We start from the raw sequence: 21,609 nt of genomic DNA, 5'->3' as shown, positions 1-21,609 counted from the left end.
GAGGTACCCGACGTGACCCTGGGACTCAGGCCGACCGAAGAGCCCGCGTTCTCCGAAGCTCCGCTTGGCGGCGCACCCGAGGACCGCTTGGCGCGCCTTCCGGAGGTGGTCGACGAGCTGCGGCGCGCGGACGCCGAGGCCGAACGCGACCGGATCCTTCAGTACTCGGCGGTCGAGCGGCTGCGCCGTACCGGCGTGCTCGGACTGCGGGTGCCCGTGGCGTACGGGGGCCCCGGCGGCAGCGTTCGCGACGTGCTGACCGCGGTCGTGGCCATCGCCCGTGGCAGCTCGAACGTCGCCCAGGCGCTGCGGGCACACTTCGGGTTCTCCGAACGGCTGCTGAGCAATCGCGCCACCGAACCCGAACGGAGGCACTGGTTTCCGATCATCGACTCTGGGACGGTGTTCGGCAACGCCATCACCGACGCGAAGGGCAAGTCGCCGTCGAGCACCGGCACGACCGTGCTCGCCGATGCCACCGGCACGTTGCGACTCAACGGGCTCAAGTTCTATTCGACCGGCACGCTGTTCGCCGACCGCATCGCCGTGTCCGCGATCGACGCCGAAGGCCAGGATCTGCAGGCGATCGTGCCTGCGGACCGCGACGGCGTCGAACTGTACGACGACTGGGACGGCTTCGGGCAACGGCTCACCGCGAGCGGCAGCACGCGCTTCACCGACGTCGTGGTACATCCGGTCGAGGTCACGACCGTGTCCGACGGCAACCACCTCGGTCATGGCACCACGTTCCTTCAGCTGTACCTGGCGGCGGTGACGGCGGGCATCGCGCGCGCCGTGCTCGACGACGCGGTGGCCTACGTGCACGAGTTGGCCCGTCCCGCCGCACATTCGCTCGCCGACACCGCGCGAGCGGACCCGTTCGTGGTCGAGGCCGTCGGTGAGATTGCCGCCGAGGCGTCGGCAGCCGAGGCGTTGGTGCTGACCGCTGCGGACGCCATCGACGCCGTGCTCGACGACGGCCGCCACGACGACGCCGCGGCGCTGGCCGACGTCGCGATCGAGGTCGCCAAGGCCCAGCTGATCGCCGAGCGACTCGCGCTCTCGGCCGCCCAGCGGCTCTTCGACACCGGGGGAGCATCGGCGACGTCACGCACGCTGAACCTCGACCGACACTGGCGCAACGCGCGCACCGTCGCCAGTCACAATCCGTTGGCGTACAAGGCTCATGCGTCGGGCAACTACGTGCTCAACGGAGTGTGGCCGCCGGCGAACGGCTACTTCTGACGTTCCCGCATCGGTCGAACCGAAGTGGCGCGACAATCGTGTCCTCGGTATACGACGAGCGAAACGGGACGCGCATGACGAAGTTATTCACCCTCCTGAGTGCGCTGTGCCTGATGGCGGCGTTGGTCGCCTGCGGAAGTTCGGGCACCGAAGCCAGCCAGGCCAGCACGGCCACGGCGACCGGCAGCCCAAGCTCGTCGGTCGCTGCCGAGGCCACCATCACGATCTCCGGGATGAAGTTCGGCGATCCCGTCACCGTGGCACCCGGCGCCACGATCGAGATCGTCAACGACGACACAGCCGAACACTCGGTGACCTCGCAGACTGAGGGCCAGTTCGACACTCACGTCGACGGTGGCGCGAAGAAGACCTTCACCGCCCCGACGCAGCCCGGCGAGTATGCGTTCTACTGCGTCTATCACCCGAACATGAAGGGCACGCTGATCGTCAAGTAGCGAGCAGTTGTCCGATCAGCAGTCGGCTCAGCCACGCCTCGAAACGTGTGACCGACCATCCGCGGACGCGGACGAACCGGTCGAACAACACGGGGTCGGTGGACAGCCACGCCACGTCCACGGCCTCCGCCCGCGACATCGCGGTGGTCAATGCATCGAGTTCGGCCAGTCGCTTGACGACCGCTCGGGCGCCGTCGAGCCGCTGCTGATGGGATTCGTCGAGTAGCCGGTGCGCATCGTCGTCCAGCTCGGCGGCGACCTCGAGTGCGCGAAACACTCCGGCGACCCGTTGGTCGATCTCGACCATCACCTGTGCCCACCCCGCGAGCAGCCGGGCCGGATCGTCGAGCGCGAACACCTCTTTCATCCTCGGCCGCTCGGCCAAGGCCTGCGCTCGGTCGTCACCCGCGACGGCCCAGTCGACCGCCGTCTTCAGCAGCTCGACCTTGCCCCCGACGGCGGTGAACACGGTCTTGCGGCTGACACCGGCGGCCTTGGCGACCGCGTCGATGGTGGTGGCTCCATAGCCGTGTGCGACGAACAATCGCAACGCCGCCGAGACCACGGCGCGACGCGTCTCCGCCGCCTGCGCGGTACGTAACGTGGAGTGGTAGTCCCGCTTGACATCACGATCCATTTGGGTGACCCTTCAGGTATTCATTACACGTAGAGTAACACGAATTGGAGGCGGGATGCACGTCATCGTCGTCGGTGCCGGCCCCGCCGGCCTCTTCAGTGCGATCGCGCTCGCCCGGCGGGGTCACCGCATCACCGTGGTGGACCGCGACCCGGGACCACCGCCGCGTGGAACGTGGGTGCGCAAGGGTGTCATGCAGTTCCACCATGCGCACACCCTCCGGGGTCCCGTCGTCGACACGCTGGGCGACGAAATGCCCGACGTGCTCGATCAACTCACCGGCGCGGGGGCCGTCATCGCCTTGGCACCGGACGGGCGACCCGCCGCCCTGCTGTGCAGACGTGCCACGTTCGACGCGGTGATGCGCCGGTGCGCGGTCGCGGAATCGGGGGTCACGGTGCTGACCGGAAACGTCGACGGACTGGTGCGCGCCGACGGTCGCGTCCGCGGTGTCACGTCGCGCGGCGGTGTGCTGACCGCCGACCTGGTGATCGACGCGACCGGTCGCGCGAGCAAGCTCACCCGCGGCGTGCGCTGCGCCGCCGAGGGTGGCGACTGCGGAGCCGTCTACGTCGACCGGCAATACCGATTCCATGCCGACGCCCCGCCCGGTCCCGTGAACTCGCCGATCGGGCTGTCACTCGCGTTTTCCGGCTACTTCGCCATCGCCTTCCTGCACGACAACCGCACCTTCTCCGTCACCGTCGCTCACGACGGAACCGATCGGCGACTGCGCGAGCTGCGGCACGCAACGGTGTTCGACGCCGCCATCGGGGCGATACCCCGACTGTCGGAGTGGACCGAGCCGGACCGGGCCACCCCGATCAGCCCGGTACTGCCGGGCGGGCGGCTCTACAACGGATACCGCGGGCAACGCGGCGCCGACGGTCGACTCGCCACCCCCGGGATGATCTCCGTCGGCGACGCGGTGTGCACGACGACGCCGCTCGCCGGACGTGGTGTCACCCTCGCCGTGATGCAGGCACACGCACTGGTCGACGCACTGCAGCACAACGGGTCCGACATCGACTCGGCGGCAATGCAATTCGACTCATGGTGCACCGAACACATCAGACCATGGTTCGAGGACCACCGGTACGCGGACGCCGACCGGTTGCGCAGGTGGGGCGGCGGAGACGTCGACGTGACCCGCCGCCTGCCGTCGGACCTGGTGGTCGCCGCGGCCGCGGCAGACGAACGGCTGCGCACCGCCGTCGAGCCGTTCGCCAGGATGGACGCGCTACCTGCGAGCCTGCACGCCGTGGAACCCATCGCGCGCGACGTCTACGCGCGTGGCTGGCGTCCGCCGGTTCCGGACGGACCGACGCGCGATGAGCTCGGCGAGCTGTGTAGTGCGCAGGCGGTCGAGGTCGCCTAGCGCCGCGGCCGCCAGGTCACCGGCAGCCGTTTGATGCCGTGGATGAACGGCGACCAGAGCCGGTCTGGTTCGCCGTCGGCGGCCAGGTCGGGCACCTGCCTGTGGAGTTCCTCGAACACCACGGCGATCTCGCGTCGGGCCAGGTTGGCGCCAAGGCAGAAGTGAGCGCCGCCACCGCCGTAGCCGAAGTGGGGATTGGGGTTGCGCCGCACGTCGAATGTCCACGGCGAGGCGAACTTCGACTCGTCGCGGTTGGCCGAGCAGTACCACAGCGTCACCTTCTGACCCGCCTCCATGCGAACCCCGCGGAGCTCGACGTCCTCGGTAAGCGTGCGGCGCATGTAGACCACCGGCGACGCCCACCGCACGATCTCCTCGACCGCAGTCGGCGTGATCGGGTCGAAGTCCGCCCACCACGCCTCGCGTTGCTCTGGATAGCGGCTCAGCGCCAGCACTCCATGGCTGATCGCATTGCGCGTGGTCTCGTTGCCCGCGACCACCAACAGGATGAAGAACGACGCCACTTCCGCCGACGTGAGCCGCTCGCCGTCGACGTCGGCGTGCACCAGGCTGGTCGTCAGGTCGTCACCCGGGCGTTGCCGACGATCGTCGGCAAGCGCCGTCGCGTACGCGCCGAGCTCCATGGACACCGTCATGAACTCTTCGAAGTCGGCGGTGATGTCGGGGTCGCCGAACCCGAGAATCACGTTGGTCCAATGAAAGATCCGCTGATGGTCGTCCTCGGGGATGCCCATCATGTCGCAGATGATCTGCAGCGGCAGGGGACCGGCGAGCTCGGTGACGAGCTCACCCGCGCCATCGGGATTGTTGGCGACCAGCTGCGCCACCAGCCGGTGAGCGCGCTCCCGCACGTAGTCCTCCGTGCGGGCGACGACCCTGGGGGTGAACGCCCGCGACACGATCTTGCGCAGCCGGGTGTGGCGCGGATCGTCCATCGCGATCATCGATCCGAAGTACTCCAGGAGCTCGGGAGTCTGGTCGCCGATCGTGATGCCTGCACCCGAGCTGAAAAGCTCGGGATGCCTGCTGGCGTAGAGCACGTCCTCATGCGTCGTCAGGGCCCAGTGCCCCGCGCCGCTGGGTCGGCCCTCGACCACCATTTCCCGGTGAAACGAGATCGGCGCCTCGGCGCGCAAAGTCTGGAACGCGCCGTCGCGATAGGGGTCGTCGCGGCCCCAGAACCGCACCGACCCGAGGTCGACCTCGCCAAGCGGAACGTCGAGGGGCGGGGCACCGTTGTGCATCGTCGCAATGGCCACTTCGGTGAGCCTAGGGTGGCCGGCTCGTGTCGGGGCCGTAGTCGCCCAAATCCATTCCGCCGATGACCTGCGGCGCTTCGATGCCACGTGATAGCACCGACTGGTGCGCAACCCACATGCAGGGCAACCGTTTACGACGTCGGACGCCGAGATCGCCGAGGCATTGCTCGACGTCAGCATTCCGACGCTGATGCTCTCGCTGGTGCACATGGCCGGCGACCCGGAACTGATTCGTGGTGCCCTCAAACCCGCAGGACTCTTCCTCAACGAGGTACAGGGCTACATGTCCGAGGAGGACAAGGCCGCCGTGCGCAAGATCGCCCTCGAGGTGATCGCCGACTATCGCGACCGGGGCTGTCCGGAACCCGAACCCATCGGAGCCGACCTGCTCAAGGAAATGATGGAGTGGCTGGTCTGCGAGCCGGTGCCAGACGAGTACGTCCCGATGGTGCTCGAAGAGATGGAGCTCGACGGCCGCGACGCCCACGCGGTCCCGTCCGCGCTGCGCGCCGACGACTTCCCGGTCATCGTGATCGGCTGTGGCGAATCCGGACTGCTGGCCGGCATCCGGCTCAAGGAAGCCGGCATCCCGTTCACCATCCTGGAGCGCAACGCAGGCGTCGGCGGTACCTGGTACCAGAACACCTACCCGGGGGCACGGGTGGACGTCGGCAACCACTTCTACTGCTACAGCTTCGAACCCGCGGACGAGTGGACGCACTACTTCGCCGAACAACCCGAGCTTGCGGCGTACTTCGAGCGCGTGATGGACAAGCACGGCGTCGGTCCACACGTGCGATGGCGGACCGAAGTGGTCGGCGCGGTGTGGAACGACGACGACGCCACCTGGACCGTCGACGCGGTCGGCCCCGACGGCGAGCGGGTGACGCTCACCGCGCGGGCCATCATCAGCGCGGTGGGCCAGCTCAACCGGCCCCACCTGCCAAGCGTCGACGGACAGGAGCACTTCGCCGGGCCGTCGTTCCATTCGGCGGAGTGGGACCACTCGGTCGACCTGACGGGCAAGCGCGTCGCGATGATCGGTGCTGGCGCAAGCGGATTCCAGATCGCGTCGGCGATCGCCGACCAGGTCGCTCACCTCACCGTGTTCCAACGCACCGCGCAGTGGATGTTTCCGAACCCGAACTACCACGCCGAGGTCGGTCCCGGCGTGCGGTGGGCGCTGCGGCACCTGCCGTTCTACGGTCGCTGGTACCGCTTCCTGCTGTTCTGGCCGGGCTGCGACAAGGGTCTCGCCGCCGCCCGCGTCGACCCCGACTACCCGGATAAGCAGCGCGCGGTCAGCGACATCAGCGAGATCACCCGGATGATGTTCACCGAGTGGATCACCAGCCAGGTCGGCGACGACCCCGACCTGATCGCGAAGGTGGTGCCCGACTATCCCGCGACCGGCAAGCGCACGCTGCAGGATAACGGCAGCTGGCTGAAGACCCTGGTGCGCGATGACGTGGAGCTCGTCAGGACGCCGATCGCCCGCATCGAACCCGACGGAGTGGTCACCGAGGACGGGACCCATCACCCGGCGGACGTGCTCGTGTTCGCGACGGGGTTCGAGGCCAACAAGGTGATGTGGCCGATGCGCATCGTCGGCCGCGACGGCGAGGCGCTCGGCGAACGGTGGGGGGAACGTCCGACGGCGTACCTCGGCATCACCGTGCCCGGCTACCCGAACCTGTTCTGCATGTACGGACCGGGCACCAACCTGGCGTCGGGCGGCAGCCTGATCTTTCACTCCGAGTGCCAGATGCGCTACATCACCCAGTGTCTGCAGACACTGATCGCCGGCGGGCATCGCAGCCTCGAGCCGCGCCAGGACAGGACCGACGACTGGGTGCGGCGCACTCAAGCGGAGATGGCCACGATGGTGTGGGCACAGCCCACGATCAAGCACTCGTTCTACAAGAACGCCTACGGGGAGATCTACACGCTGAGCCCGTGGCGGCTCGTCGACTACTGGACTTGGACGCGCGTGGCCGAGCCCGACGACTTCGTATTCCGCTAGGCCAGTTCCCAATTCATGTTCTTGGCGAACACCCGCGCGTCGTCGGAGATGGTGCCGAGCTCATGGCAGCGCTGTATGTACTGCTGGATCATCACCATGAAGTTCATCGGGTTGTAGGCGTCCTCTTCGAAGCTCCACTTGTCGTCGCCCGCGTACTCGAGCACGGTGATCACCGGCGCCCCGTGGACGCTGCCGTCGCCAGGATCCTTCATCGTGTTGATGTTCTTGAAGATGACCCAGCCCTTGTCGGTGTCGATCGAGTACCACTCCACCGGGTAGACCGGCATCTCGCTGCCGGGGAAGGCGTTCATCGTCGAAACGATCCACTCGCGGATGTTTTCGCGGCCTTCCATGTTGCCAAGGGCGTGCTCGACGTACTTCGCGTCCTCGGTGAAGTGGTCGGCGTATCCAGACCAGTCCCACGTCTCGCCGACCTCGATCACCGCTCGCTGATAGGTCTGGAACGCCTCCTCGAGCTCATCACGTGACCATTGACCCATTGCCGACTCCTCGTGTTCGTGGGGGCGAAACTAGAACCTGTTCTACCAAAGTCGTCACCACGCCGGCGCCGTTTCCGGAGATCCGCCGGGCTTCCTCGTGAGCAACACGAGCAACATCGACCACATGCGCCTCGGGGGTGAATGACGTTTGTTTACAGCGCAAGACGTTGGGTAACACCTCCCGGACCGACGGCGATAGGATTGACGAGGGTCACGTCACGGGGTTGCGGGAATGAACGGAGACCGTGTCGACGTCGAAACAACTGGGTTGTTATCGGGTCGGGGTCACTAGAACGGAGTGACATCAATGAAGCTATCGAAACTGGCGGCCACGGTCGCCATCATCGGCGGGCTGGGGCTCGGCGCAGGACTGGGTAGCGGCGTCGCCGTTGCGCAGCCTGGCGCGCCCATCCCACTCAAACCGGGCCACGGAAACGACGACTGCTTTCCGTTCTGCAACGGGCCCGGAAATGGCAACGGGCGCGGCAATGGGCACGACAACTGGAACGGCAACTGGGACAACGACTGGAACAAGGGACCGCGCCCCCAGTTCATCAACCAGAACGAGCGGTGGGATGACCGTTGGGGCGCCCCGCCGTGGGGCTGGGGCCCGCCGCCGCCGGTCTACTGGAACGGCGGCCCGGCGCCGCAGTCGATCAACTACTGGGGCTACAACGCCAACCCGGTGTGGAACGACGGAAACGGCCAGTGGGGCATCTGGCTGTTCGGCCTATGGATCCCCATCTTCGGAATCGGGTTCAACTAACTAGTCGGACCTGAAAAATAGGGCGTGGCTACGCGTCTCAACGGGCGTTGATTTGGGAGCCCGACCCGAAAAGCGTCGCTTGTTCGCTGCCGATGGCATCCATCACCGTTATGGCATCCTCCGCCCACTGGAGAGGCCCCATCGGAGCCGTCGGCGCGACATGCGACGAAAGCCCCGTGGCACGCAGGTCGAACCGGATCACTCTCGCGAAGGACGCGAGCCGGCGGTGAAACCGGTACAGCGACGGTTCGGCGTCGATCGAATCGAGGGCGATTGCTGGCCCTGGCAGGACGAGCAGATCCACCGGGCCGTCTCCGAAGTCCCGGTAGGCGATGTCGAGGTTGCCACACTTGGCGTAGCGCGTCCGCGAAGCCTGGCCACGGGCTAGGGCTAGCTCTTCATGAAGTCGTTGCCATCGCAACGGCCTCTCCAAAGCTCTCGAGCGCTGCGGCCACGATCTTCCGCTCCATCGTGGATTCAGTAGCAAAGGCGCGGGCTACCGGCTTTAATGGACCTCGGAATGGAGTCCTCTACTAACCGCGTTATCGCGCCTTCGGGTTGCTGGACCGACGGGAGAAAATCGTGACGACCCAACGGAAACCGGTTGAGCGAATTCGGATCTCGTCTGGCCGTCACCGTCGGAAGTCGGGAGCGACTGCGACGGCCGGTCCATGTGCCGCGATGATCACAGCCACTGTGACCGCCGGTGTACTTGGTGCGCCGACCCCGAGCGACCCTGGCCCAGAGTCTCCACACGCCACACCTGCAGCCTCCGCAGCGAACGTGACGACAACGACGGCATCGGCCGATCCGGTGTTGGCTGCGATTGCGACACCCAACAGCTTGCTCGCCGCACTCGACGCCTTCCCGTTGGTGTTGTTCGCACCTAGCGGCGGATATCCTCGTGGTCATGGTGCCGACCCGGACGATCAGCCGACGGGTGAGCGCGGTAGCGCCCGCGTGTCCGGTGCGAGCCTGTTCCTTGTGCCAACCAGTTGGGCGGCACCGGCATCTGCCTCACCGGACAGCCACGCAGCGACCTTGGCAGCCGCCAGCGAGGCATTGACGGGCGGTCCGGGCCCGGCGCTGCTCGCACTGCCGTCGGTGCCTGCAGGCGGCGGTCCGACAGCATTTCTGGGTCTGATAGGCCCAGGCGGCGCGCTGATCGGTGACGGCGCTCAGCCTGGCCAAAACGGCGGCCTGTTCATCGGCAACGGTGCCGACGGCGGCCCAGGGCAGGACGGTGGCAACGGCGGCCTGTTTGGCGGTCACGGCGGTGACGGCGGCGACGGCTATATCGACGCCACAGGAGCGCATGCCGCAGGCGACGGCGGCAGGGCATTTCTCAGGGGAAACGGCGGCGACGGCGGCTGGGGCTACGACGCGATCGCAGCGGACAGCAGCGTGACCGGCGACCAGACCGCCGGACATGGTGGTCGCGGCGGCGACGGCGGCCTCTTCGGCGGTCCCTCCAGTGGACACGGCGGTGACGGCGGTGACGGCGGTAATGCGCTCGCCTACCTCGGCGTGGCGACCGGCGGGAACAGTGGCGACGGCGGCAACGGCGGAATCGGCGGCAGCGGTGGCGACGGCCGCGACTTTTCTCGCGGCGGCGACGGCGGCGGCGACGCCATTTCAGTCGGCGGGGACGCATACGGCGGAGACGGCGGCAGTGGCGGCTCTGCCATCGGGTCGGGCAGGAGGGGGACAGGCGCTGACGGCGGCGACGCAATTTCGCCTCCGGCCGGCAACGCACAGTGCGAGGTGTGCCAGACTGCCGGCAATGCATACGGCGGCGACGGCGGTGCTGGCCAGCGCGGCGGCGACGGGGGCGAAGCGATCACCGATGCCGGCGTCGCGTACGGCGGGATCGGCGGTTCGGGTGTCAACGGCGGCCGCGGCGGCAACGCGCAATCCAACCAGGGCGACGCGATCGCCGGGGCGGGCGGAGATGGCGGGGCCGCTCAATCGCGACATGGCGATGGCGGCGACGGCGGCCACGCGAGAGCCACTGACGGCGACGCCGTCGGCGGAGCGGGCGGCGACGGCGGAGGCGGGACCGCGGGAAGCGGCGGAGCCGGCGGCGACGGCGGCACCGCCCACGTCGGAACCTCCGGGCAGATTATCTACACCGCCACGGGCGGACGCGGCGGCGATGGTGGACCCGCTGTTGGCTTCGGCTCGGGCGGTCCAGGAGGCGCCGGCGGCGACGCCGACAGCGGAATCCAGCTCGGTAGTGCAGGCAAGGCCGGCAATGCGACTGGCGGTGACGGCGGCAACGGCGGGGCCGGCTTGAGGTCGCCGTTCTTTCCGCGTCCGCCGGGCGGTCCCGGTGGCCCGGGTGGTGGCGCTCAGGTGGAAGGCACGACTTCCGGCACTGCCCAGGGAGGCAACGGCGGCGACGGTGGATCTCCCGGCGGCGCCGGCGGGCCCGGAGGCGATTCAACCGGCGGCGCGTCACCCTCGCCCCATGACGGCCAAGCCGGCCAGTCTGGATGAGCCCGGAGGTCTGGCGTCCGTCGACAGAGCGTTAGTTAGCTACTTGGATTCGGCTTCGATGACGGCCTTGATGCGTTCCAGCGTCTTGCGCATGTCGCGGATGTTGCGCCGTGTTCGAAGCTGACCACCCAACAACCCGAACATCGTGGTGAACAGGCCCTCGTTCATCCTGAACGACTCGGTGACGTCGGTGCCGTCGGCCACTGGTTCAAACCGGTAGTGCCAGTTGTTGACGGCCCGGTCGCCGAGCAGCACCGCGAAGCCGAACTCGCGGCCCGGCTCGCAGGCCGTGACGCGACAGGTGGTCCAGTAGACGGGCCCGATCTCGTTGCGTTTGACGTGCCCGCGGAACTTGGCGTCAAGCGCGGGTTCCGTTGCTCCGTCGAGCCATTCGGCCTCCATCACCTCCGGCGAGAATCGGCCCGTGTTTCGGACGTCGGCGACGAGGTCCCAGATCTGTTCGGCCGGTGCAGCCATGTTGACGGTCACGGAGGCGTGCATGTCATTCCTTCGATCGGAGGGATTCAGCGAGGTCGGGTGGTCGTTGGGGGTGCCTGCACCTCGGGGCTGAGCGTATAGACGGCCTCGGGTGACACCACCTTGGTTATCGCGTTCGCCAGCGCAGTGCTGGGCTCAGCACCAGCGGCGGGGATGTCGGTGTTGCTCATGATGACCATCGTCATGTCACGCGGGGCGAGGTGGGCTGCCACCGTCTGATAACCCGGCAGGCTGCCGTTGTGCCCGATCCACCCGGCCAGGTCGAAGATGCCCAAGCCGTACCCATCCTGGGGCGGTAGCGGCGGGGCGGTGACGGTGTCGAGCCGTTGCTTCTGCGTGTCGGGGTCGAGCAGCGTCCCTTCGGCCAGCGCGTCGGCCCATAGGTGCATGTCGTCCAGCGTCGAGATCATCGCGCCCGCCGCCCACCCCCACGATGGGTTCCAGTCAGTCGCAACGACCTCATTGCCGTCCGCGCCCTCCGTGTAGCCCTGTGCGTGCGGCTCGGGAAACGCGTTGTCGCCAGGAAAGCTGGTGTGGCTCAACTTCAGTGGATCGACGATGTGCTCGCGCACGTAGTCGGCCAGGCTCTGGCCGGTGACTTTCTCCACCGTCATGCCCAACAACACCGTGTTGGTGTTCGAATACTCGAAACCCTGTCCTGGCGCGAAGTCGTTGGGTTCGGAGAACGCGAAGTCCACCAGCTGGCGCGGCGTGAAAGGAACCCGCGGATCGCGGTACATGGCCATCTGAAACTCCTCGACCGCGCTGTAGTTGTGCAGGCCGCTCTGCATCCTGGCCAGTTGACGCAGCGTGATCTCGTCGCCCTGGGGAACTCCGTCGACGTACTTGGAAATCGGATCGTCGAGCCCGAGCTTGCCCTGGTCCACCAGCTGTAGCACCGCCGTCACCGTGAACGTCTTCGTAACACTGCCGATTCGGTGGTAGAAGTCGGGCTTCATCGGAGCACCGGTGGTCTTGTCCGCGACGCCGAAGGCGCGGATGTACTGACCGTCCGGCCCCCAGAGTCCGACGATCACGCCAGGCACGTTGGTCGCCTTCATCGTGTCGTTGATGGCGGTGTCGAGCCGCTGGGCGACGGCCGGATCGAGTTCGTGCACGGGAGGGGCACCCGATTCACCGGGGGAGCCCGGCTCGCCCGCGCACGCGCTGACGACGAGTGCCGCGGCGGCCATGGCCACCACCGCACGCCATCGGACTGACAGCGTCATGGGCTCCCCGTCGTGGAGTTAGTGGCGATGGAGCTTCATTATCGGGGGAGCGCAGCGCGACGGGAAGGGCTATGGCGTTAACTGTCGGAGTGACCGATTGGAGTGGACGCGACTACGCCGAGGTCAGCGGGCTGCAGCGAACGATGATCACCGAGGCGATGGCGACGCTCGCATTCTCACCCGATGACTGGGTACTCGACATCGGTTGCGGCGACGGGTTTCTCACGCGCACGATCGCCGACCTGGTACCCAGAGGAGGGGCGGTGGGCGTGGACGCATCGCGGCGCATGATCGCCGCGGCGCACACCTCGACCGTCCCGACCGCCTCCGGGCCGTGGTTCGTCGTCGCCGACGCCCGCCGACTGCCGTTCGCCCAGTACTTCGACGCTGCGGTGTCATTCAACGCACTCCACTGGGTGCCCCAGCAGGCCGACGCGTTGCGCCAGGTCGCCGCGGTGGTCAAGCCGGGCGGGCTGGTGACGATTCAGATGGTGTGCGGCGGGGCGCGGCCCAGCCTCGAGTCCACCGCGATGTCGGTGTGTCAAAGCCCGTCCTGGGCAACCTGGTTCGACGGTTTCACCGCCCCGTTCGTGCACGTGGACCCGAATCGCTTCGGCGACCTCGTCGCATCGGCCGGCCTCACGGTCGAGGACGTCACCGTCGTCGACCGGGAATGGGACTTCGGCTCGCGGGAGGTCTTCGAACGCTGGTGCGCCGTCGGCTCGACCGCGTGGACGGACCGGCTGCCGGAGTCCGAACGGTCCCGCTTCGTGTCCGACGAAGTCAGCGCCTACGAACCCATCGCCGGTCGGCCGGGCCTGTTCCGCTTCACCCAGCTGCGGGCGGTGCTGCGCCGATGAAGATCCGATTCGGCGTCGGCCTCGGCGCAGATACCGGGCCCGACGAGTTGGGTGACCTCGTCGACCGACTCGAGCAGCTGGGCATCGACTCGCTCTGGTTGTCGGAGTTGGTGTACGCCAAGGCCGTCGACCCGATCGTCGGCATGGCCTACGCGCTGGCCCGCACCCGGCGGCTGAAGGTCGGGACCTCGGTGGTGGTGCTGCCGGGACGCCATCCCGTCCTGGTCGCCAAGCAACTCGCGTCGCTGGCCGCGCTCGCGCCGCGTCGCGTGCTCCCCGTGTTCGGCCTTCGGTCGGCCATCGTGGCCGAACGCGAGCTCTTTCCGGTGCCCGACGGCAGGCGCGCCGCGGTGTTCGACGAGTCGCTTCGCCTGCTGAGAGCCAGCCTCGAAACGGACGGGGCGTTCTCTGGCGACTTCTTCACCGTGACGTCGGCCGCCGTGGCACCCCGGCCCGCCAAGCCGCTCGACATCTGGCTCGGCGGTTCCGCGCCGGCCGCATTCGAGCGCATCGGCCGCTTCGCCGACGGTTGGCTGGGCAGCTTCCTGACCCCCGCCGAAGCGCGCCGTGGGCGGGAGGCGATCGAGCAGGCCGCCGCCGACGCGGGCCGCGCCATCGAGCCCGACCACTTCGGCATCAACCTCGCGGTGAGCGAGGACGGGCTGACCGACGACTTGGTGGCCGCCGTACGGCGACGACGGCCCGACGTCGACGCACGCGAACTCGTGGCCGACGGTTGGGACGCATTGCACCGCAAGATCGACGAGTACGTAGCCGCCGGGCTGACCAAGTTCGTGGTGCGGCCGGCCGGCTCAGCCGACCTCCCGATGTTCACGCAGCGGTTCGCCGCCGAACTGTTGCCAAGGGAGAACTGACGCCGCCCCGACGCGGTGAACCGTTCGGCCCCCGCCGTCGTGTGACGAGTGTGTACTGGCGCGAGTTCGAGCCGTCAGCCGCCGGTGCCGGACGACCCAGAGGGAGGCCCCACTCATGACACGTCACGGAGTTGGATCGAGGGCGACGTTCTTCGTCGCGATCGTTGCGGTGCTCGCCGCACTGGTGTGCAGCAATCCGCCCACCGCGCTCGCCGACGACCGCATGCAGTTCACCGGAACCACGCTCGCAGGGGCCCCGTTCAACGGATCCAGCCTCGCCGGCAAACCTGCCGTGCTCTGGTTCTGGACGCCGTGGTGTCCGTTCTGCAACGCCGAGGCACCGGCCGTGAGTGCCGTCGCCGCCGCCAATCCCGGCGTGACGTTCGTCGGCGTGGCGGCCCGCTCCGACGTCGGCGCCATGCAGAACTTCGTGGACAAGTACAACCTGCGGTTCACCAACCTCGACGACGCCGACGGCTCGATCTGGGCGAGGTACAACGTGCCGTGGCAGCCCGCGTACGTGTTCTATCGCGCGGACGGGTCGTCGACGTTCGTGAACAACCCGACTTCGGCCATGTCGCAACAGGAGCTGGCCGACCGCGTGGCCGCCCTGAGCGGGTAGGGGCGGCGCCCCCGTGCGGTCGGACGTCCTTGCGCTCGCCTTCGCCGCCGGCCTCGTCGCCGCGCTGAATCCGTGCGGGTTCGCCATGTTGCCCGCGTATCTGACCCTCGTCGTGCGCGATGAGGCGACCGGCAAGGTGTCCGCGCTCGGTCGCGCGCTGACCGCCACCGCGGCGATGGCGGTCGGCTTCGTCACGGTGTTCGGTGTCTTCGGACTGCTCACGACATCCGCCGCCAACACCCTGCAACGTCACCTGCCGTACGTGACATTGGCGATCGGGGTGGCGCTCGTCGCGCTCGGCGTGTGGTTACTGTCCGGCCGCAACGTCGCATCGCCGATTCGAAATCCCTTGGCCGGCAGCACCCGTTGGGCACCGACAACCCGACTCGGGTCGATGTTCCTCTATGGGCTCGGTTACGCGCTTGCGTCGTTGTCGTGCACGATCGGGCCTTTCCTCGCCGTCACGGGGATCGGCGCCGCCCAGTCCTCGGGTGGGGCGGCCGCCCTGCTCGCGTATGCCGGTGGGTTCACGTTGATCGTGGGCACCCTGTCACTGGCCGCCGCGCTGGCGAGTTCTGCGTTGGTCGACCGGCTCCGGCGGATCGCACCGCACCTCAACCGGATCAGCGGCGCCCTGCTCGTGGTCGTCGGGGCGTACGTGGGCTACTACGGGTGGTACGAACTCCGACTGAGCTCACCCGTGGCGAATCCCGATGACCCGCTCATCGCCGTCGCCGCGCGGATTCAAGGCACGCTGGCCGGCTGGGTTCACGCCAACGGGCCCTGGCCGTGGGTGATCGCACTCGGGGCGTTGACGGTTGCGGCGCTGACGTGGACCAGCCTGGCTGCCAGGGTGCGGAAGTGATCGCCATGCCGGCTTTCCTCGCCCGATCGAGCGCTAGCAAATCGCTGCTCAGCAATTTCCCAGGAGTTTCAGCAACATGGCACAAGGAAGGGGTTGGCCTGCACGCCAAGGGCCGATTACGGGTTGGTGACACACCCCTGCGCAGCCCCGGATCGATTCGCTGTAGCGGTCAGAATTCGGGTACTGTGCGTAAACTGCGCAGACGTACGGGGTCGGCTCTCCAGCCCGTGTGGAGCCTCAGTCCATCTCATCACCGAACGCCAAAGGCTACGACTTGCCCGACACAACCAGCGACACACAGCAGCTGAAGCCGAACTTCGAGGACGTGCAGGCCCACTACGACCTGTCCGACGAGTTCTTCCGGCTCTTCCTGGATCCCACCCAGACCTACAGCTGCGCCTTCTTCGAGCGCGACGACATGACGCTCGAAGAAGCCCAACTCGCCAAGATCGACCTGTCGCTGGGCAAGCTCGGACTCGAACCGGGAATGACCCTGCTCGACGTCGGCTGCGGCTGGGGCGCGACCCTCAACCGGGCACTCGAGAAGTACGACGTCAACGTCGTCGGCCTCACGCTGAGCGAGAACCAGCACGCCCACGTCACGGAACTGTTCGCCAAGTCCGACAGCCCTCGGGACAAGCGGGTACTGCTGGAGGGTTGGGAGCAGTTCGACGAACAGGTCGACCGGATCGTCTCGATCGGCGCGTTCGAGCACTTCGGCCGCGCCCGCTGGGACGACTTCTTCAAGTTCGCCTACGCGGCGCTGCCCCCCGAAGGCGTGATGATGGTGCACACCATCATGAAGCCCAGCGGCGAGCAGATCGAGGCCCGCGGCCTGCCGCTGACCATGACGAAGCTCAAGTTCTTCAAGTTCATCATGGACGAGATCTTCCCGGGCGGTGAGTTGCCGTACGCGGCGAACCTCGAGGACCATGCCCGGGAGGCCGGCTTCGAGGTCACCAAGGTCCAGCCGCTGCGGCTGCACTACGCGCGCACACTCGACATCTGGGCAGCGACCCTCGAAGCTCGCAAGGACGAAGCCCTCGCGGTCCAGTCCCAAGAGGTCTACGACCGGTACATGAAGTATCTGACCGGCTGCGCCGAACTCTTCCGCGACGGCTACACCGACATCGCTCAGTTCACCCTGAAGAAGGGCTGACCAGAGCGTCCAACCGCCCGCCACCGACCTGGCTCCGAACCTCCGGGGCGAGGAGCCTGCTGGCCGCGGCCTTGGTCCTGGCCTTGACGCTGGGCGTGGTCGTGCTGGTGGTCAATCACTCGCGATCCCGCGCCACCGACGCCCGAGCCCATCCGGCGAATCCGTTGACCGACGAACGGGCCAGCGCCGAGGTGATCGACGCGGTGCTGGAGCTCACCGACGCCGCCGGGCTGCGCAATCCCGCGGGTGGCTACGCCTTCCGCTCGTGCAACACCGCCGACGGCCCGCCCTACCAAGCCACCTTCCAAATGACTTTCACTGTGCCACAAGGTAATTCGGTCAGCTACCTGGACGGCGTCGCATCGGCGATGGTCGGGCTCGGCTGGACGAATGTCGACTCCCACGCCGAGCACTTCGGCAGGAAGCTGACCCGAGCAGGCTTGACGGCGGTCTTCTACCGCAACACCGAGCGCACCGACGTCGCGACGATGGGCGTCACCGGAGAATGCCGGGTGGTCAGCGACCACCGCGCCGACGACCCGGCTTGGATCGAGCTCACCGATCGGCTGCGCGCACCCAAGTGAGCGGTCAGCAGGCGACCGGGTGTGATTCGCAGTACGGGGTGGTGCCGGGGAAGCGGTAGCGGTGCGTGGCGACCCAGCGGTACGCGAGCTCCTGAAGTGCCCCGATGCCTGGGACCCGGTAGACGAAGAGCGGCAGCCGAGTACCCAACGCGGCAGACAGCGCGGCATTGACGGCCTCGGCTCCGCCGTACACAGCTCCGGACGAGTCCAGCCACCATGCGGACTCAAGCATTCGCGAGGGGTCGAGGCCGAGCCGTTCGGCCGCGGTCGCCTCCTGAAAGGGTCTGGTGTCGAGAGCACCGGTCCGATCCAGTCGCACCAGGATGTTGCGCGCCCGCGTGCACATTCCGCACACTCCGTCGAAGTACAGGACACCGCTCATGACTTCATTGTCCTCCCGGAACCGGTGGCCGCCCGGGAGGCCCCATGACACCACCCGCCGCATCCCTGCGCCTGGCCGCCATGCCCGCGAGCGCCTCGAACACGACGCGGTGCGCGGCGTTGACCGTCAGTTCGGCGTGATCGTAGGCAGGTGCCACCTCCACGACGTCGACGCCGGCGACGTCGTGCTCGTAGCAGAGTTGACGGACCATGCGCAGCAGGTCGACGCTCGTGATCCCGCCGGGTTCCGGCGTTCCCGTGCCGGGCGCATGAGCCGGGTCGAGCACGTCGATGTCGACTGAAAGGTAGAGCTTGTCGGCCTTGGCCAGCGCTTCACCGACGGCGTCGACCATCACGGCCTTGAAGCCCCGCTCCCAGATCTCCTGCATGGTGTGCCACACCATGCCCTGCTCGAGCATCCACTCGAACGTGTCCTGCGGCGGCCAGTAGCCGCGCAGTCCGACCTGAACGAAGTGCGTACCCGGCACCGCGCCGGACTCGATCAGCCGCCGCATCGGTGTGCCGTGGCTGGCCAGGTTCCCGTCGATGATGTCCGCGGTGTCGGCGTGGGCGTCGAAGTGGACGATGCCGACGTTGCCGTAGCCGTGCACGTCCGCCACCGCGGTCGCGGACGGCCACGTGATCGAGTGGTCCCCGCCGAGCACGACGGGCACGATGCCGCGCGACGCGACGGTCGCCACCCGTTCCTTGATGTTGGCGTGCGACACCTCGGTCTGCCCGTGCGGACAGAACGCGTCGCCGAAGTCGACTACTTCGAGCCAGTCGAAGATCTCCAGTCCGAGATCCATGTGGTAGGTCCCCGGCTCGTACGCGGTGGCCCGGATCGCCCGCGGCCCGAAGCGGGCTCCCGGGCGGTTGGTGGTTGCCACGTCGAACGGCGCGCCCACGATCGCGACGTCCGGCCGCCAGGAGTCGAGCTGCTCGGGTTCGGTGAGGAACGGTCGATGCCCGAAGGACACCATTCCCGAATACGGCAGATCGAGCTGCTCAGCCATGCCTGGCGGTAGGTCGCGCTGCGGACCGTGGTCGTGCTGGTGGCTCATGGACTGACAGTACCGTCGATCGGCCGCCCTTGACCCGCAACGGAAGTGAGTGCAGCGCGGAACGCGTCGGGAAGCGCTCGCTTCGTCCAGTCCTCGGTCGATACGACGACGTACACGTTTCGCCCGCGCACTGCCGTCTCCTCGGTCCCGTCGTCGCCGCGGCGCAGCACCTCGAATCGCAGGGTGAAGCTCGTCGTCCCCGCCGACTCGCACACGACCGCAACGCGGACCGCGTCCCGCCACCGCACCGACGCGAGGTAGTCGAGTTCCGCGTGCACCACCTGAACGTCGAGACACCACGACACCAGCACCGGATACGGAAGGCCGATGTGGTCGAAGAAGGCGGTCGACCCCTCGTCGAACCAGGTGAGGTAGTGACCGTTGAACACCACGCCCTGCTGATCGACCTCGGCATAGCGCGGCACGATCGGCAGTGCGAACGGTTCGCTCGCGGGTTGGTTCATGTCGGACACCTTAGGATCCTGTGCGTGAGCTCCCTTGAGCCTGGCTCCTCACGCGCACGGCAACAGCCCGAGGAGACGAGCGAGCGCAGGCTGACCGGTTGGCAGCGCGCCGTGCGCTGGGTGCTGTGGCTGACGTTCCTCGGCGTGGCGGTGTGGAAGTCGCAGACCGTCTACTTCTCCGGGCTCGAATGGCTCGCACTCGCCGCGGCGATCGGGTTCAGCATCTGGTGCATGGCCAGGCCGCTGGGCGGACCGAAGGTCGAACTGACCAAACCCGCGCATCTGCTCGGCACGTTCGTATCCCGCACCAGCTGGGGCCTGCTGCTTTTCGGAACCGTGCTGACCATCGGCGGCGTTGGCGGCGCGGGCGCCGCGGTGTACGACTTGGCGACGGGGCGCGCCACGTTCGGCGAGGTGGCGCACGACATCGCGATCTTCATCGAGGGCTGGATCGTCGAGACGATGACCCGGGGCGGTTTCGACGGTGAACTGGAGAAGACCCACGCCTACGCGCTCTTCCTGCTGCTCATCCCCGGGTTGATCATGGTGTGGATCAATCTCGTTCCACTGCTCAAGCGGGGCGCCGAATTCCGCGTCGAGGCGGATGGCTCCGTGATGGTCCGACTGCGCGACAGCTGGGAACCGCTGCTCGAGTACCAGTACTCGTCGGTCACGGCGGACGGCAGCACCATCGCCTTCGCCCCACCGCCGGACGGTCCGCCCGCGGTGACGCTGCCGCAGGCCCGGGTGTTCTGTCGGGAGAACGGCGCTCGCCTGAAGCCCGAGCTGAGCGCGGAGTTCTTCACCGGGCTGCTTGCGGTGCGGGGCTTCGAAGTGGCGGCGTCGAACTCCAGCAGCTTCACGGCCCGGCGGAAATAGCGTGGAACTCGTCACGGTCGACGACATCCGCGCCGCGGCGCAGCGCATCAACGGGTCGGTGGTGCGCACACCACTAGTGCCCGCGCCGTGGGCCGACCCGCAACGACAGGTCTGGATCAAACCGGAGAGCCTCCAGGCCATCGGCGCGTTCAAGGTGCGCGGCGCGTTCAACGCGATCGGGCGACTCGACGAGGACACCAGGGCAAGGGGAGTGGTCGCCTACTCAAGCGGCAATCACGCCCAGGCCGTCGCCTACGCGGCTGCGAAGTTCGGCGTGCCCGCCTGGATCGTCATGCCCGAGGAGACGCCTGGGATCAAGGTCGCGGCCACTCGCGCCCACGGTGCCGAAGTCGTGCTGTGTGCGGCCGGGCAGCGCGAGCGGGTCGCCGACGAAGTGGTGGCCCGGACGGGCGGCGTGCTGGTGCCGCCCTTCGACCATCCCGACGTCATCGCGGGACAGGGCACGATCGGCCTCGAGATCGCAGACGAGCTGCCCGACGTCGCCAACGTCCTGGTCCCGGTCAGCGGCGGCGGGCTGGCCTCCGGCATCGGCACTGCGATCAAGGCCTTGTGTCCGCGGGCAAGGGTTTACGGCGTCGAGCCGGAGTTGGCGGCGGACACGGTGGAGTCGTTGCGGGTCGGTCATCGCGTCGACTGGCCCATCGCCGACCGCAACCGCACCATCGCCGACGGCCTGCGGTCGCAGCCGTCCGAGCTCACGTTCGCACACCTGCAACGGGTACTCGACGAGCTGATCACGGTGTCCGAAAACCAGATTCGCGATGCCGTACGCGAACTCGCGCTCAAGGCTCGGCTGGTCGCCGAACCCAGCGGGGCGGTCACGCTAGCCGCCTATCGCAACGCGGCGCTACCGCCGGGGCCGACGGTGCTGATCCTGTCCGGCGGGAACATCGAGCCTGCGTTGCTGCGGGAGATACTGAGCGGCTAGCGGATTCGCGCTACCAGGCGAGCACCAGCGGGCAGGACACGTCGCAGCCATCCCGCATCGAGTGCTCCCAGGCGTCCTGCTCGGCGGCGGCCTTGAGATGCCTGCGTCGGCCCGCCCATCCGCACGAGCAGGAGGCCGTCGAACGGCCGAATCCGAGGTTGTGCACGGCCACGATCCCATCGGTGTTGACTCGGGCAGGTGCGTGAACCCCGACGTCAAGCAGGGGTGCGGTTGCCACCATGAGATGCTCCTTCGCCGTTCCGACCCCTCGATCATCCCGCCGGCGCAGGCCGAAATCGGTTTACGACAGGTCACAAATCGGCCAAGGCCAACCGGAGCTGGCAACCGGCGGGTGACCCGCCCCGGCGAGCCCACGGCGTGTTCGCCGGGTAGGGTC

23 protein-coding genes and 1 pseudogene are annotated in these 21,609 nt (G+C 67.8%); 14 read left to right on the top strand and 10 right to left on the bottom strand.

The features are described 5' to 3' along the window. Positions 1-12 precede the first annotated feature (12 nt). Both SLQ33_RS03235 and SLQ33_RS03230 read left to right on the top strand, forming a co-directional pair. The gene (locus tag SLQ33_RS03235) at positions 13-1,245 is read left to right on the top strand and encodes an acyl-CoA dehydrogenase family protein (protein ID WP_319452321.1); all 1,233 of its coding nucleotides are present in this window, start codon (positions 13-15) and stop codon (positions 1,243-1,245) included. Between the two features lie 74 nt (positions 1,246-1,319). Then, the gene (locus SLQ33_RS03230) at positions 1,320-1,700 is read left to right on the top strand and encodes a cupredoxin domain-containing protein (protein ID WP_319452320.1); all 381 of its coding nucleotides are present in this window, start codon (positions 1,320-1,322) and stop codon (positions 1,698-1,700) included. Here the strand turns inward: SLQ33_RS03230 and SLQ33_RS03225 are convergent. Then, positions 1,693-2,337 carry a helix-turn-helix domain-containing protein gene (locus SLQ33_RS03225; protein WP_319452319.1) on the bottom strand — a complete coding sequence of 215 codons (645 nt, stop codon included), beginning with the start codon at positions 2,335-2,337 and terminating at the stop codon, positions 1,693-1,695. The two genes, SLQ33_RS03230 and SLQ33_RS03225, sit on opposite strands and share 8 nt — an antisense overlap. A gap of 55 nt (positions 2,338-2,392) precedes the next feature. Between SLQ33_RS03225 and SLQ33_RS03220 the strand changes: the two genes are divergently transcribed. After that, positions 2,393-3,715 carry an NAD(P)/FAD-dependent oxidoreductase gene (locus SLQ33_RS03220; protein ID WP_319452318.1) on the top strand — a complete coding sequence of 441 codons (1,323 nt, stop codon included), beginning with the start codon at positions 2,393-2,395 and terminating at the stop codon, positions 3,713-3,715. Here the strand turns inward: SLQ33_RS03220 and SLQ33_RS03215 are convergent. Next, on the bottom strand, positions 3,712-4,980 hold the full coding sequence (locus SLQ33_RS03215) for a cytochrome P450 (RefSeq protein WP_319452556.1): 1,269 nt from the start codon (positions 4,978-4,980) through the stop codon (positions 3,712-3,714). The two genes, SLQ33_RS03220 and SLQ33_RS03215, sit on opposite strands and share 4 nt — an antisense overlap. Positions 4,981-5,098: 118 nt before the next feature. Between SLQ33_RS03215 and SLQ33_RS03210 the strand changes: the two genes are divergently transcribed. Continuing rightward, entirely contained in the window at positions 5,099-7,018 is a 1,920-nt protein-coding gene (locus SLQ33_RS03210; protein ID WP_319452317.1) for a flavin-containing monooxygenase, read from the top strand. Here the strand turns inward: SLQ33_RS03210 and SLQ33_RS03205 are convergent. Then, positions 7,015-7,518, bottom strand: a complete 504-nt coding sequence (locus SLQ33_RS03205) for a nuclear transport factor 2 family protein (protein ID WP_319452316.1) — start codon at positions 7,516-7,518, stop codon at positions 7,015-7,017. The genes SLQ33_RS03210 and SLQ33_RS03205 overlap by 4 nt on opposite strands. A gap of 307 nt (positions 7,519-7,825) precedes the next feature. On the opposite strand from SLQ33_RS03205, the gene SLQ33_RS03200 reads away from it, so the two are divergent. Next, positions 7,826-8,284, top strand: a complete 459-nt coding sequence (locus SLQ33_RS03200) for a hypothetical protein (protein ID WP_319452315.1) — start codon at positions 7,826-7,828, stop codon at positions 8,282-8,284. Positions 8,285-8,351: 67 nt separating this feature from the next. Here SLQ33_RS03200 and SLQ33_RS03195 read toward each other — a convergent pair. Beyond that, a pseudogene (locus SLQ33_RS03195) lies at positions 8,352-8,705 on the bottom strand (alpha/beta fold hydrolase); the annotation flags it as partial. 362 nt (positions 8,706-9,067) lie between these two features. On the opposite strand from SLQ33_RS03195, the gene SLQ33_RS03190 reads away from it, so the two are divergent. Then, positions 9,068-10,783 carry a GTP-binding protein gene (locus tag SLQ33_RS03190; RefSeq protein WP_319452314.1) on the top strand — a complete coding sequence of 572 codons (1,716 nt, stop codon included), beginning with the start codon at positions 9,068-9,070 and terminating at the stop codon, positions 10,781-10,783. 39 nt (positions 10,784-10,822) lie between these two features. Here SLQ33_RS03190 and SLQ33_RS03185 read toward each other — a convergent pair whose 3' ends face one another. Continuing rightward, complete coding sequence (locus tag SLQ33_RS03185; protein WP_319452313.1) at positions 10,823-11,284, bottom strand: SRPBCC family protein; 462 nt, start codon at positions 11,282-11,284, stop codon at positions 10,823-10,825. 23 nt (positions 11,285-11,307) lie between these two features. Then, positions 11,308-12,474 carry a serine hydrolase domain-containing protein gene (locus SLQ33_RS03180; RefSeq protein WP_319452555.1) on the bottom strand — a complete coding sequence of 389 codons (1,167 nt, stop codon included), beginning with the start codon at positions 12,472-12,474 and terminating at the stop codon, positions 11,308-11,310. 125 nt (positions 12,475-12,599) lie between these two features. Here SLQ33_RS03180 and SLQ33_RS03175 point away from each other — a divergent pair, with 125 nt between their 5' ends. The 6 genes from SLQ33_RS03175 to SLQ33_RS03150 all read left to right on the top strand — a co-directional run bounded on the left by SLQ33_RS03175 (position 12,600) and on the right by SLQ33_RS03150 (position 17,475). Continuing rightward, positions 12,600-13,370: a class I SAM-dependent methyltransferase gene (locus tag SLQ33_RS03175; protein ID WP_319452312.1), complete on the top strand. Its 771-nt coding sequence runs from the start codon at positions 12,600-12,602 to the stop codon at positions 13,368-13,370. Further along, positions 13,367-14,245, top strand: a complete 879-nt coding sequence (locus tag SLQ33_RS03170; protein WP_319452311.1) for a TIGR03854 family LLM class F420-dependent oxidoreductase — start codon at positions 13,367-13,369, stop codon at positions 14,243-14,245. Before SLQ33_RS03175 ends, SLQ33_RS03170 begins: the two co-directional genes overlap by 4 nt. A gap of 115 nt (positions 14,246-14,360) precedes the next feature. Continuing rightward, a complete protein-coding gene (locus SLQ33_RS03165; protein WP_319452310.1) occupies positions 14,361-14,867 on the top strand; it encodes a redoxin domain-containing protein in 507 nt (168 codons plus the stop codon). 13 nt (positions 14,868-14,880) lie between these two features. After that, entirely contained in the window at positions 14,881-15,732 is an 852-nt protein-coding gene (locus SLQ33_RS03160; protein ID WP_319452309.1) for a cytochrome c biogenesis CcdA family protein, read from the top strand. A gap of 274 nt (positions 15,733-16,006) precedes the next feature. Beyond that, complete coding sequence (locus SLQ33_RS03155) at positions 16,007-16,891, top strand: cyclopropane mycolic acid synthase family methyltransferase (protein WP_319452308.1); 885 nt, start codon at positions 16,007-16,009, stop codon at positions 16,889-16,891. 83 nt (positions 16,892-16,974) lie between these two features. Next, the gene (locus SLQ33_RS03150; RefSeq protein ID WP_319452307.1) at positions 16,975-17,475 is read left to right on the top strand and encodes a hypothetical protein; all 501 of its coding nucleotides are present in this window, start codon (positions 16,975-16,977) and stop codon (positions 17,473-17,475) included. 4 nt (positions 17,476-17,479) lie between these two features. Here SLQ33_RS03150 and SLQ33_RS03145 read toward each other — a convergent pair whose 3' ends face one another. Genes SLQ33_RS03145 through SLQ33_RS03135 form a run of 3 tightly spaced genes read right to left on the bottom strand, consistent with a single transcriptional unit; the run spans position 17,480 to position 19,384 of the window. Then, positions 17,480-17,857, bottom strand: a complete 378-nt coding sequence (locus SLQ33_RS03145) for a DUF393 domain-containing protein (RefSeq protein WP_319452306.1) — start codon at positions 17,855-17,857, stop codon at positions 17,480-17,482. A 4-nt stretch (positions 17,858-17,861) separates the two neighbouring features. Next, positions 17,862-18,920, bottom strand: a complete 1,059-nt coding sequence (gene speB, locus SLQ33_RS03140) for an agmatinase (protein ID WP_319452305.1) — start codon at positions 18,918-18,920, stop codon at positions 17,862-17,864. After that, on the bottom strand, positions 18,917-19,384 hold the full coding sequence (locus tag SLQ33_RS03135) for a thioesterase family protein (RefSeq protein ID WP_319452304.1): 468 nt from the start codon (positions 19,382-19,384) through the stop codon (positions 18,917-18,919). The genes speB and SLQ33_RS03135 overlap by 4 nt, the downstream gene beginning before the upstream one ends. A gap of 24 nt (positions 19,385-19,408) precedes the next feature. On the opposite strand from SLQ33_RS03135, the gene SLQ33_RS03130 reads away from it, so the two are divergent. Then, positions 19,409-20,263, top strand: a complete 855-nt coding sequence (locus tag SLQ33_RS03130; protein WP_319452303.1) for a hypothetical protein — start codon at positions 19,409-19,411, stop codon at positions 20,261-20,263. A 1-nt stretch (position 20,264) separates the two neighbouring features. Further along, complete coding sequence (locus SLQ33_RS03125) at positions 20,265-21,212, top strand: threonine/serine dehydratase (protein WP_319452302.1); 948 nt, start codon at positions 20,265-20,267, stop codon at positions 21,210-21,212. A 10-nt stretch (positions 21,213-21,222) separates the two neighbouring features. Here SLQ33_RS03125 and SLQ33_RS03120 read toward each other — a convergent pair whose 3' ends face one another. Next, entirely contained in the window at positions 21,223-21,453 is a 231-nt protein-coding gene (locus SLQ33_RS03120; protein ID WP_319452301.1) for a hypothetical protein, read from the bottom strand. Between the last annotated feature and the right edge of the window lie 156 nt (positions 21,454-21,609).

The sequence above is a fragment of the Mycobacterium sp. RTGN6 genome (assembly GCF_033804605.1).
Classification (GTDB): domain Bacteria; phylum Actinomycetota; class Actinomycetes; order Mycobacteriales; family Mycobacteriaceae; genus Mycobacterium.
Note: the sequence above shows the minus strand (reverse complement) of the source record. Positions and strands in the feature narration are given on the sequence as shown.